Genomic DNA, 12,661 nt, shown 5'->3' with positions numbered 1-12,661 from the left:
GACTTTCTGATGCTGTGCGCATAGCCTCGCATCTCAAGGTTATTTAGGTATATAATCCCCGCCTCTGTTCCCCTACATGAAAGAAAAAACGATGACTAGAAAACACATCTACATCGCTTACACCGGTGGCACCATCGGAATGCAAAAATCGGATCACGGCTATGTGCCTGTTGCTGGCTTTATGGAAAAGCAACTAGCAAGCATGCCAGAGTTTCACCGTCCTGAAATGCCGGATTACACTATCCACGAATACGATCCTCTGATTGACTCATCAGATATGACGCCTGCCGACTGGCAGCAGATTGCGGATGATATTCGTGACAACTATGACAAATACGATGGTTTCGTCATCCTACATGGTACTGACACCATGGCATATACAGCATCTGCATTGTCTTTCATGCTTGAAAATCTTGGCAAGCCAGTGATTGTTACAGGTTCACAGATCCCTCTTGCGGAGCTGCGTTCTGACGGTCAAGCAAACCTATTGAATGCTCTGCATATTGCCGCAAACTACCCGATCAACGAAGTTACTTTGTTCTTCAATAATCAGTTGATGCGTGGTACCCGCAGCACAAAATCTCATGCGGACGGTTTTAATGCCTTTACTTCACCAAATCTTCCTCCACTACTGGAAGCTGGGATCAATATTCAAGTAAGCAACAGCGTAACCGTTGGTGCACAACCAGAAGGTGAATTTAAGGTTCACAACATTACACCACAGCCAATCGGCGTGATCACTATGTATCCTGGTATATCACACGAAGTTATCCGAAACACGCTTCGTCAGCCCGTGAATGCGATGATTCTTCTGACTTTTGGTGTCGGCAATGCTCCTCAGAACCCTGAGCTGCTTGGTCACCTGAAAGAAGCCTCTGAGCGCGGCGTTATTGTCGTGAACCTAACTCAATGTTTGGCAGGCAAAGTGAATATGGGCGGCTACGCCACGGGTTGTGCACTGGCAGACTCTGGAGTTATCAGCGGCTTTGACATGACGCCAGAAGCGGCACTAGCAAAACTGCATTACCTTCTAAGCCAAAACCTTTCTTACGAAGAAGTAAAAGAGAGAATGCAACAAGTACTGCGTGGTGAAATGAGCCTGTAAGTTCAAGCTTTCTACGATCTAAAAAGCCCAATAGAGATTGGGCTTTTTTCTTTTAAAGTCAAAGTAGTAGCGGTAAACGACACCCTGTAAAAATCAAAGGTTCACTTAATCAATGTTCGGATTGACACGAACAATGTCGCTCTCTTCTCCGCTAAATTGTTTTTTAAGTTCTTGCTTCGATTTAAAGCTGATTTCACCGCCGGCTGCAACCGTCATATGCTGCGCATCAGTATTATGTTTTGATTGATACAACATCACAGCTTGCATACACGAATCTCGCTGCTCTTTAGAAAGTGTTGTACCCTCAGGCCATCTTCCCGTTTCTACTGCATAGACTAAGCGATCATAAACTTCTGGAGTCATCGCTTGTAATAGTTGTTCTGCGTCCATAATGTACCTTCTTATTACATTCTATTTACAGAACATAACGGGTTAAGAAACTGAGTCAAGAATACGAAAATGAATTGGTGTAACGGATCACAAGCAAAACCATGAAAAGAACACACTGGTTACTTCTCAGCCTCACAAGTCTCGCACTAACGGGCTGTTTCGAAGGTAACGTGACAACCGAAGAGTTGTGCCAAAAAACACCAGAGCTGCGCTGCGAACAGCTCAATATGGATGACGGGCAATGTCGAGTTCCCAGAACAAACTTAGTATGGCATCGGTTTGAGCAACTGAAATATCCATCAGAAGCCAATCAAATTATCGAATACGGTCTGGTCGCTGAATATAGGAAATGCTTAGAACTCGCCTCTCAGATCACACCTATTGATCAAAGTGCTCTCAAGAGACAGCGTTTTAACGCTTTGGTACACAGTATTGATGAGCTAGAACGCATCGTAAACGAGTTAAAAGGCTCAGAAGACCCCGCTACTTTGTATTTTTTGTGGTCTCAAACGGGTGACATCCAAGCTCGTCGCGCATTTTTACAAATGGAAGGCTCACCCAAGTTAAATACTGCTGAGATGCAATATGCATTAGCTACTTTCTATACTAATCGAGATGCTAAGAAAACGTTGATACTGCTGAATAAAGCGTTGTCTTTATCGGATGAAGACAACCTTAATCCGATCATTCTCAAATCAATGGCAAGCATTCATCAAGGGCTTGGAGAAAAAAAGCGCGCGTATCTGTGGGCAATGGTTGCAAAAAGATTCGACGTCCCGCTTGCTGATGAAAAGCAGCTCAAGCGTATGTTTAATTTTAGTCATGCAGAGCAATATCAGCAGCTAGATGAATTAGCTGAATCGGTGGCAAAAGCCATAGAGAGAGGAAACTACTCTCCAGCAATGATACCCAAAGAGATATAAACGAAAAAACTCCCGCAATTGGCGGGAGTTTTTCTTTGGGTCAAACTACACTCTGTTTTCTACTTACAACAAATCGTATTGAAAGGATAAAACACTATCGAGCACAATTTTGTCGTTATTGTTCTGATTTGTTGAAAATTAACGACACTGAATTAACACAAAAACGCTCACCCGTGGTCTGTGGGCCATCTTCAAAAACGTGCCCTAGATGGCTATCACATGTGGCACAACGAATCTCTGTACGTACCATTCCGTGACTCAGATCTTCTAAATAGCGCACCGCTTGATCATTGATGGGCGCATCAAAACTTGGCCAACCACAGCCAGAGTCATACTTGTTATCAGAGACAAAGAGAGGGGCATTGCAACAGGTACAAGCATAAACACCCGTCTCTTTATTATGCAGTAGTTTACCGCTGAAAGGCGGTTCTGTACCTTGCTCTCGGCAGACACGAAACTCTTCTTCAGAAAGTTGCTCACGCCACTGCTCATCTGACTTCGCCACTTTTTTCCCGTTTTGTTCCACGACTTTCTGCTCCTTCTTTACTGTTTTTGGTATTGACTTTTTTAGCAAAAAACTTGCTTCTCTTAACAGTTGTAGCACATACTTTCTCACCAGGACACCATGCGTAATTAATTTGATAAGAGCACTTATCTCACCAGTTATATTACGCCAACTGGACTACAGAAGAATCAGTTAAAAGTTTAAAAAACGAACATTTGCGAAGAATTGTTAAAAAAAGCGTCGCTTTTTTTTGACTTTAAACAAGTTAAGTCCGATTATCACTTGCAGATGTTTACTGGATTCTGTAATTTTACTACCAGTTATCTTTAATCAGAAATTAAGTTGTGGAGCAACTATAATGACTATCAAAGTAGGTATTAACGGTTTTGGCCGTATCGGTCGTTTCGTATTCCGTGCAGCGCAAGAGCGTGCTGACATCGAAGTTGTAGGTATCAACGACCTTATCGACGTAGATTACATGGCATACATGCTTAAGTACGACTCAACTCACGGCCGTTTCAACGGTACTGTTGAAGTTGAAGGCGGTAACCTAATCGTTAACGGTAAAACTGTACGTGTTACTGCAGAGCGCAACCCAGCGGACCTTAAGTGGGACGAAATCGGTGTTGACGTTGTTGCAGAAGCAACTGGTCTTTTCCTAACTGACGAGACTGCACGTAAGCACATCGAAGCTGGCGCGAAGAAAGTTGTTCTAACTGGTCCTTCAAAAGACGCTACTCCAATGTTCGTAATGGGCGTTAACCACGCTACTTACGCTGGTCAAGACATCGTTTCTAACGCTTCTTGTACTACTAACTGTCTAGCGCCTATCGCTAAAGTTCTTAACGACAAGTTCGGTATCGAATCTGGTCTTATGACTACAGTTCACGCTACTACAGCAACTCAAAAAACTGTAGACGGTCCTTCTGCTAAAGACTGGCGCGGTGGTCGTGGTGCTTCTCAAAACATCATCCCATCTTCAACTGGTGCTGCTAAAGCTGTAGGCGTTGTTCTTCCAGAACTAAACGGCAAACTAACTGGTATGGCTTTCCGCGTACCAACAGCTAACGTTTCTGTAGTTGACCTAACAGTTAACCTAAAAGAAGGCGCATCTTACGAAGCTATCTGTGCAGCAATGAAAGAAGCTTCTGAAGGCGAGCTAAAAGGTGTTCTAGGTTACACTGAAGATGCAGTAGTATCTCAAGACTTCATCGGTGAAGTTCAAACTTCTGTATTCGATGCTAAAGCTGGTATCGCTCTAACTGATAACTTCGTTAAAGTTGTATCTTGGTACGACAACGAAATCGGTTACTCAAACAAAGTTCTAGACCTAATCGCTCACATCTCTAAGTAATTAGATAGTTAGCAATTAGCGAATAACTTCGTTAAAGAAAAGGCGGCTCTAGAGTCGCCTTTTTTGTATCTGGAATTTGAGAGAATACCTCGGCGCTGTTGCATTGTATTTGCGACGGATGTCGAAACCCTATTTTCCCCAATGATAGGAAACAGCACATGGATTTAAAAACTCTCCCAGCTCTAACCGTGTTATCTGATAACGTTACTGTCGTTGAAATTGATCAGGTCAAAGTAGTACGTGTTATTCATGAGAAAGCGACAGCAGGCATCTCCTTACATGGTGGTCACGTTGTTTCGTTCACTCCTGCTGGTCATGAAGATTTGATTTGGATGAGCGAGAAGGCGATTTTCGACGGGAAAAAAGCCCTGCGAGGCGGCATTCCCGTTTGCTGGCCATGGTTTGGGCGTATTGCAGCACCGGCTCATGGTTTCGCACGTACTGCTGAATGGGAGCTGGTTGAACATCGCGAGAACGATAACGGCGTGATTGTTGAACTTGCTCTGTTCCCGACAGAAGAAATCCACGATATTTGGCCACATATGTTTGACGCTCGTTTGGTGGTTGAAGTTGGCGATGAGCTAAAAGTGACACTCAAAGTCATGAACATCGATGACGAAGCTTGGACCTTCTCTGGCGCGTTACATACTTACCTAAACGTTGGAGACATTAAGCAAGCACAAACAACAGGCATGGGTGCCGAGTACATTGATAGCTTGAAAGCTGATGCGGTATGCCAAGGTGGTGATGTTCTGCAACTCACAGACACCATTGATCGCGTTTACACGCAACCAGAAGCGAAAATTTTGGTAAAAGATCCGGAACTGAATCGTACATTAAGCGTGGAAAACCATGGTCATAACTCCGCGGTACTTTGGAACCCTTGGGCAGAAGGTGCACAAGGTATGGCTGATATGGCTGACGATGGTTACCAAACCATGCTCTGTGTTGAATCTACTGTTCACGCTCCAAGTATCGAGCAAGGTAAAACGCTCCAGCCAGGTGAGACTCATGAACTTGTCACTGTAATTTCAGTGCAGTAGTTGTAACCAGCTCAAAGGTCGGGAATACCCGACCTTTTTTGTAATAAAAGCCCCACCTAGATGGTCCTCTCTCAACTAACTTATTGGTTATCAGTCACTTTTGACTATTTCATTAACAAATATCAAAAAATTCGATCATATAAACCGATAGCATGCCGATACAAAACTCATAAATAATAAAAATATCAGGAACTGATCTATGTTAGAGAGATACCGAAATCAAAGTGTCGGATTCCAGTTAAAGCTGGTTATCACTTTGTGTCTATTCATTGCTTTCAGCAGTATTGCTGCGCTTGTTTACCGTAACGCTTCCGATGTTCTATTGGAAAGCACCCTTAAAGAGCACCAATCTAAAGTAGAGTCGATGGCTAAAACCATTGCTGGCCAATTCGATGCTTATCTGCATACCGCTAAAGTGCTCGAGTCCACTTTTCGTAATGGCTACCTTGCCGGTGTTTATGTCGAAAACTATACGGTTGATTTCATGGGGCATGAAATACCAAACATCACTCAATACAGTGAAAGCTTAATTAACGACACAAAGCTGGTCGATAGCTTCACACGTGATACCGGTGCTATCGCGACTTTATTCGCGCCTTTGGGAGATGACTTTATCCGTGTATCTACCTCACTAAAAGATCCACAAGGTCAACGAGCAGTGGGAACCACACTAGGTCTCGACCACCCAGGTTATCAGCAACTAAAAGCTGGTCAGCCATATTACGCTCAAATAAAGTTGTACGGCGAACGCTACATTACCTATTACTCTCCAATTAAAGATGCTACAGGAAAAGTTGCAGGGTTATCGTTTATTGGTTTGCCCGTAGATCAAGCAACACAAACGCTATTCGATGCGCTAGAGGAGATTAAATGGGGCGATACTGGCTATACCATCATTGTCGACAACGACGACAACAATCTTGGTAAGTACCTACTCCATCCGACTAAAAGTGCAACCGACCCTTCAATCACAGAAGTTCGTGACTACGAGGGTAATAAGCCTTTCCATAAAATTTTTGAACAAAAGAGCGGATTAATTCTCTACCCTTACAAATTCGGCTCAACAGTCGGCGAAAAGTACTTAGTGTTTACCGAAGTACCAGGCTGGAACTGGAAACTACTGGGTGGTACGTTCATCAAAGAAGTGACCAAAGGCAGTGATACACTACTCAAACTTATCGCCATCATTTCTTCGGTAGCAGCAATCATTACTTTTGTTGTACTGACACTTTTCTTGAATCGCAGCTTAAAACCTCTGACCGTTCTAAACTCCTATATGACTCGCTTGGCGGGCGGCGAGGTCAGCTTGAACGTCCCATCGTCTCGTAAGGCATCAAAAAATGAAATTACGAACCTGAATACGGGTGTCGCCAGTATGGCAAGTCAACTCAATGAACTTGTTGGTAAGATCCGTTCCACAAGCGACTTAGTAGAGAGCAACTCCAACAGCGTTGCCAATGATGCCCATAGCAATTTAACCCAAGCTGACCGCCAACAAGAAGAAGTAGAACAAGTGGTAACAGCAATCGAAGAGATGGCCTCTTCTGCTCAATCGGTTGCCCAACAAGTCGAAAGTATTGCGGAAAACGTACGCTCAGCGAATACCGATAGTCAATCTGGTCTCGCGATTGTGGAAGGCGTATGTATCGATGTTGCTCAACTTAACGATCAGTTGGATCAATCAGCAGCGGCTATCGAGCAAGTCAATCGCGATAGTGAGAGTATTCAAACCGTCACGAAGATGATTGATGAGATTGCAGAGCAAACCAACCTACTTGCGTTGAATGCAGCCATTGAAGCCGCACGAGCAGGTGAGCAAGGTCGTGGCTTCGCAGTTGTAGCAGATGAAGTGCGCACACTTGCGCACCGTACACAAAGCTCAGTTCAGGATGTAGTTGAAATTATTGAGAAGCTAAAAGGCTCTACTCATAATGCAGTTAATATGATGACTGACAGCCAACGCAGTGCCAATCAGGTCTTAGACAAAGCACAAGACGCGGGTACAGCATTAGAAGCTATTGCAGTACAAGTCCAGTCGATAGCGTCTCAAGCCGACGCCATTGCTGCGACCTCAGAAGAGCAAGCGCAAGTATCCCAAGAAATTGCTGCAAATGCCCATTCTATCAGTGAGCTAAACCGAGAAAGCCGCGACACCAGCGCGAAAACCTCGCAAAGTGCCATTGAACTGCAACAACAAGCTCGGAACTTGAAAGAGCAAGTCGACTTCTTCCACTAATACTGAATATGAGCCGATTCCATCGGCTCTTTTTGTTTCACTTGAGACCACGCTTTTTGATAGAATTTGCCGCCCTACTTTCTGTTCGAGATCGTCATGAACTATCAATGCCCTTTATGCCACCAAGCTCTAGCGTTAAATGAAAAAACGTTTAAGTGCGAAAACAATCATCAGTTTGACTTAGCAAAAGAAGGCTACGTTAACTTGATGCCAGCGCACCACAAACGTTCTAAAGATCCTGGTGACAATAAAGAGATGATGCAAGCTCGTCGTCGATTCCTTGAGGGGAATTACTACAACCCAATGCGCCAAGAGGTTGCGCAGCTGTGTGCGAAATACACAGAGGGAACCGATCATCAATTATTAGATATTGGTTGCGGCGAGGGTTACTACACGGATCAAGTGCAGAAAACGATACAAACGCAAACGGACGATGCGACGATATATGGATTGGACATTTCAAAAGTTGCGATTCGTTATGCGGCGAAGCGCTACACACAGTGTCACTTTAGCGTCGCTTCTAGCCATCGGCTTCCTTTCGCGAATGAATCCTTAGATGCTATTTTGCGCATTTATGCCCCTTGCAAGGCAGAAGAGCTTCAGCGCGTTGTAAAAGAGAACGGTGTGGTCATCACGGTGACACCTGCAAGCCGTCACTTATACCAACTACGTGAACGCATTTATCAAGATGTTCGTCTTCACAGTGAAGAGCCAGAACACATTGAAGGATATGAATTAGAGCATCAACAACATCTTAACTATGTTATGAATTTGAAGAACGGGGCCGCATTCGATTTATTGCAAATGACGCCATTCGCATGGAAAGCAACCGATGCACTTCGTGAAGAGTTGAAGTCCGCTACACTCTATCAGTGTGAGGCTGATTTTATGCTGCGCGTATATCGCAAAAAGTCCACTCAGTAATAATAGTGGCAGCCAATAAACGCAAATAGTTATCATTTATATTGATTCATTGCTCAGCCTCCATTAATATCATCCGGACATTTTTGGAGGCTTTTCAATGCGCTTTTCTATTTTAAGCTTGCTCTTTGCTGGCTTACTTACTGGTTGTTCTTCTGTTCCATCAACCAACTCTCACCCTACCTCTGCGGAAGTCACTACTTTTTACGACTACCAACTTTACACCCCTTCTGGCGAGCACATCGCTCTAAGCAAACTACCAAAAGAGCTGCGACAAGCAGATGTTATTCTTATTGGTGAATGGCACACACATGCCGGCGTTCATCGCTTTCAAACCGATATGCTCAAACAACTTTCATCTTATGATCGCCCACTCGCGTTATCAATGGAACAATTTACCCGCGACAAACAACCTGTTGTTGACGCTTACCTGCGTGGGGAAATCGGTGAACAGTACTTGATGAAACAAGCCAATGCTTGGCCCAATTATGAGAGCGACTATCGCCCTCTCGTTGAGTTTGCTAAGCAGAAAAATCTCCCGGTGATTGCAGCGAATGCACCAAAGGGCATTGTCCGATGTATTGGTCGTCAGGGGATAGACTACGTTAACAAGCTCGATGATGAGCAGCGAACGTTTATTGCAGAATCCATCAACACGGCCAGTAGTCCATACAAAGAGAAGTTTATGGCATCCATGCATCATGGGAAGCCAGAACAAACCGAGAAACAGTTTGCAGCTCAAGTAACTTGGGATGAAACCATGGCAGAGTCTATTGTTAACTACCTAAACGCCAAACCAGGTGCTCAGGTTGTTCATGTCGCGGGTAAGTTTCATACCGAGCAAGGGTTAGGTACGGCTACATCCATCTTAAGCCGGAATCCGAGCTTAAAAGTGGTTGTAATTAGCCCAACAGATAATGTGCTTGCTGATCATACTGATTATCAATTAGAGGTTCTTGCACCACCAGTACGGTATGTACAAGATGCTCACCGCATGGCGGCATATCAACACCTCACTAAGCGCAATAGCGATCTTCAATGTAAGTAGCTGGTCTCCAATTTAAGTTACTACCTTGTAGTTGCGCTGCATCATCACACTGCTCCGAGTTCATAGAGTGACAACGGTCTGCTTCCTGCTGGTCTATTTTTTGCTAATGATCACGAATAGAAACCAGAAGCGGCAAAAGCAGACCTGTTTTTATCCAAATAGCTTCAGAAATAGACTTTGCCGCCGATAGTAATATAACTGCTTTTTACCCGCACTCAGTGACCGAGTGTCGATGTTCCAAGGAGTATTCGATGAATCCAGTAGGAAGCACTTCTGTTAATAGCTATGCCAAACAATCTGTCGCCTCTAAGCAAACAAGTATTGCACAAGAGGAAGGCAACGCTTCGCCGCTAAAAGTCGAACACAATAAGGTGACACTGTCCACGGAGGGCAAAGCGCTCCTCGCCGCTCTGCAGCAAATCGAACACGACAGTAAGAGAGTAGAAGCAGAAGATAAATCTGTTGGTGAAAAAGTGGAGTCCTTTACACATGGCGCACTTGGCATGGATCACCCTGACAAAATCGAGGAAGAAGAAGACGGCTCATATTCTGCGGGTCAATACCTTTCTGCGGCCCTCACTGTCGGTGGCATCATATTAGCGTTGGTCTAATAATCGTTACGACAATAAATCCTATTTGAATAAATCACTAACTGCAGCCCATAATTTGATACGTCAAAGAACGATATGTCGTAAACGTAGGTTATATACTCCTCAATTCGACCGCTCTTATGACCTTAAAACGCATACTCGTTTATTGCTCCCTAAACTAGGTTTCTTGTGAAGGCACTGAATGGATAACTTTAGTCCATGCTTTCAACTCCTAAGCGTAATCCAAGCCCACGTTTGTGGGCTTTCTTCTTTCTAAATTCACAAACGTTAGAGGTTGATTCACTTTTTCTACAAACCCAAGCAAAGACGACAATTTAGTTAAACTTTTATTACCGACACAAAATCGTCATAAATCATTGTTTTAATGCCAGCGCTTTCAATAAACAAGGAAAATATAATGAAGCGCTTAGTATCTCCAATCGTTACCGCAGTGGCAGCATCAACCCTCTCTTTTAATGCACTCTCGGCCGAAATCAAAAACGTTATTTTGATGATCGGCGATGGCATGGGGCCTCAACAAGTTGGTCTACTAGAGACTTACGCCAAACACGCACCTAACTCGATTTACAAAGGCGAAACTACCGCTTTGTATAAACTCGCTCAAGAAGGTGTGATTGGATCATCACTGACCAATCCAGAAGACGCGATTGTCGTCGACTCTGCGTGCTCCGCAACGATGCTAGCAACAGGAATACCTACCGCTTCTGAAGTCATTGGCATTGATAGCCAAGGCAACCACGTTGAAACCATTTTGGAAAAAGCCAAAAGCAAAGGTAAGGCTACGGGTCTCGTCTCTGATACACGTATGACTCATGCAACGCCAGCCGCATTTGCCGCTCATCAACCGCACCGTTCTCTAGAAAACAGTATTGCGGCGGACATGCTAGAAACTGGCGTAGACGTGATGATGTCTGGCGGACTTCGTCATTGGATTCCAAAGTCGACAAACGACAAGGGAGAGACATACGAGCAACTTGAAAAGCTCACTGAAGGTAATGTCTACCTAAAGTCGAAACGTAAAGATGAGCGCAACTTGCTCACTGAGGCGCAAGACCAAGGTTACAACCTGGCTTTCAGCCGCGATATGCTCACACAAGCTAAAGGTGACAAATTACTTGGACTTTTTGCTTACTCTGGCATGAACGATGGTATTGCCTACAGTCAAAGCAAAAACGATCCAAAACGTACGCAGCCATCACTGAAAGAAATGACCACCAAAGCGATCGACATCCTTTCAAAAGACAAAGACGGCTTTTTCTTAATGGTTGAAGGCGGTCAAATTGACTGGGCTGGCCACAGTAACGATGCGGGTACGATGCTGCATGAAATGATCAAATTCGACGAAGCGGTAGACTCGGTTTATGAGTGGGCAAAAGGCCGTGATGACACACTGATCATTGTTACCGCTGACCACGAGACCGGTTCTTTCGGCTTTAGTTACTCATCAGCAAACTTGCCTAAACCGCAAAAACGCGACGGCGAAGCATTCAAAAATCAAGATTACGCGCCAAACTTCAACTTTGGTCAGTTCGAGATCCTTGATGGTTTATACAACCAAAAGAAAAGTTACTACGGCATGATCAGCGAATTCCAAGCGCTTGATAAGAAAGCTCAAACACCAGAGAAGTTTGCGGAAATCGTGAACGCAAATAGCGATTTTTCGATTACGCCTGAGCAAGCAGAACGCGTATTAGCAAGTAAACCAAATCCATACCGACTCGCTGGACACAAATACTTAAGCGAAGAGAACGTTCCTACAATCAATGACTTTGATGCGTTCTTTCCTTACAACGACCGTGGCAACTTGCTAGCGCGTGAACATGCAACAAAGCAAAACACAGTATGGGGAACGGGTACTCATACGCATACCCCAGTCAACGTATTTGCTTGGGGACCTGCAGAAACTATCCTTCCGGTATCAAAAATCATGCACCACTCTCAGTTAGGTGAGTACTTAAAGCAACAAATCAAATAATCGGCTTGCACTTACTTCACGACTCGTGATGTTCAAACGCTCTCGTAAGGGAGCGTTTTTTTATACATGAAAATAGTTGACGTTTTAAACAATAAACCTCAATAATTATAGGTCTTTGATTATATGAATGAAGAAAATGTGCGAAATATTTGCTAAGCAGCCCCAAGACAACTATCAGTTCATCACCCGCTCTATCCGTATTGATGGTCACGCCACAAGTGTAAAACTTGAAGCGAGCTTTTGGACGATTCTTGAGGAAATTGCTAACGCTCAAAACATGACTGTTCCTAAGTTTATTAGTACGGTCTATCAAGAAGCGCTCGAATACAATGGTGAAGTAAACAACTTTGCCTCCCTACTCCGCTGCGCCTGTCTCACTTACGCTCGCCAGCCTAAAGAGACGATTCGTCAAGCACTGACACAACTAAACACTTAACAACCTACCAATAACCTTCATAAGCTATGCAACAAGAGTTGTAAGCCATTGAGCATGTTCTAATTTGTCGTACTAGAGTACTACCCAGACTTCTTTTGAACTCGCTAACCTATG

12 protein-coding genes are annotated in these 12,661 nt (G+C 44.1%); 10 read left to right on the top strand and 2 right to left on the bottom strand.

Translation table 11 applies throughout. The annotated features are described in order from the left end of the window. Positions 1-91 precede the first annotated feature (91 nt). Complete coding sequence (ansA, locus tag OO778_RS05010) at positions 92-1,105, top strand: asparaginase (protein ID WP_264910862.1); 1,014 nt, start codon at positions 92-94, stop codon at positions 1,103-1,105. 105 nt (positions 1,106-1,210) lie between these two features. On the opposite strand, the gene OO778_RS05005 is transcribed toward ansA, so the two are convergent. Further along, positions 1,211-1,495: a DUF1315 family protein gene (locus tag OO778_RS05005; protein ID WP_005380700.1), complete on the bottom strand. Its 285-nt coding sequence runs from the start codon at positions 1,493-1,495 to the stop codon at positions 1,211-1,213. Between the two features lie 101 nt (positions 1,496-1,596). Here OO778_RS05005 and OO778_RS05000 point away from each other — a divergent pair, with 101 nt between their 5' ends. After that, the gene (locus OO778_RS05000) at positions 1,597-2,418 is read left to right on the top strand and encodes a DUF2989 domain-containing protein (RefSeq protein ID WP_005396509.1); all 822 of its coding nucleotides are present in this window, start codon (positions 1,597-1,599) and stop codon (positions 2,416-2,418) included. Positions 2,419-2,533: 115 nt separating this feature from the next. Here OO778_RS05000 and msrB read toward each other — a convergent pair whose 3' ends face one another. After that, the gene (msrB, locus tag OO778_RS04995) at positions 2,534-2,944 is read right to left on the bottom strand and encodes a peptide-methionine (R)-S-oxide reductase MsrB (protein ID WP_005396508.1); all 411 of its coding nucleotides are present in this window, start codon (positions 2,942-2,944) and stop codon (positions 2,534-2,536) included. A 337-nt stretch (positions 2,945-3,281) separates the two neighbouring features. Between msrB and gap the strand changes: the two genes are divergently transcribed. From gap to OO778_RS04955, 8 genes are all read left to right on the top strand, one after another. Beyond that, on the top strand, positions 3,282-4,277 hold the full coding sequence (gap, locus tag OO778_RS04990; protein WP_012841556.1) for a type I glyceraldehyde-3-phosphate dehydrogenase: 996 nt from the start codon (positions 3,282-3,284) through the stop codon (positions 4,275-4,277). A 158-nt stretch (positions 4,278-4,435) separates the two neighbouring features. Further along, on the top strand, positions 4,436-5,320 hold the full coding sequence (locus tag OO778_RS04985; protein ID WP_012841555.1) for a D-hexose-6-phosphate mutarotase: 885 nt from the start codon (positions 4,436-4,438) through the stop codon (positions 5,318-5,320). A gap of 199 nt (positions 5,321-5,519) precedes the next feature. Next, positions 5,520-7,556, top strand: a complete 2,037-nt coding sequence (locus OO778_RS04980) for a methyl-accepting chemotaxis protein (RefSeq protein ID WP_264910861.1) — start codon at positions 5,520-5,522, stop codon at positions 7,554-7,556. 96 nt (positions 7,557-7,652) lie between these two features. Continuing rightward, positions 7,653-8,480 (top strand): 23S rRNA (guanine(745)-N(1))-methyltransferase, encoded by an 828-nt coding sequence (gene rlmA, locus OO778_RS04975; RefSeq protein ID WP_074191650.1) that lies wholly within the window; start codon positions 7,653-7,655, stop codon positions 8,478-8,480. A gap of 97 nt (positions 8,481-8,577) precedes the next feature. Then, positions 8,578-9,525: a ChaN family lipoprotein gene (locus OO778_RS04970; protein ID WP_264910860.1), complete on the top strand. Its 948-nt coding sequence runs from the start codon at positions 8,578-8,580 to the stop codon at positions 9,523-9,525. 251 nt (positions 9,526-9,776) lie between these two features. Next, entirely contained in the window at positions 9,777-10,136 is a 360-nt protein-coding gene (locus OO778_RS04965; protein ID WP_047010122.1) for a hypothetical protein, read from the top strand. 397 nt (positions 10,137-10,533) lie between these two features. Then, positions 10,534-12,111, top strand: a complete 1,578-nt coding sequence (locus OO778_RS04960) for an alkaline phosphatase (protein ID WP_258586130.1) — start codon at positions 10,534-10,536, stop codon at positions 12,109-12,111. Positions 12,112-12,247: 136 nt separating this feature from the next. After that, positions 12,248-12,547: a ribbon-helix-helix domain-containing protein gene (locus tag OO778_RS04955; RefSeq protein WP_031780613.1), complete on the top strand. Its 300-nt coding sequence runs from the start codon at positions 12,248-12,250 to the stop codon at positions 12,545-12,547. Positions 12,548-12,661: the final 114 nt, after the last annotated feature.

This window comes from Vibrio sp. STUT-A16 (assembly GCF_026000495.1).
GTDB lineage: Bacteria > Pseudomonadota > Gammaproteobacteria > Enterobacterales > Vibrionaceae > Vibrio > Vibrio diabolicus.
Note: the sequence above shows the minus strand (reverse complement) of the source record. Positions and strands in the feature narration are given on the sequence as shown.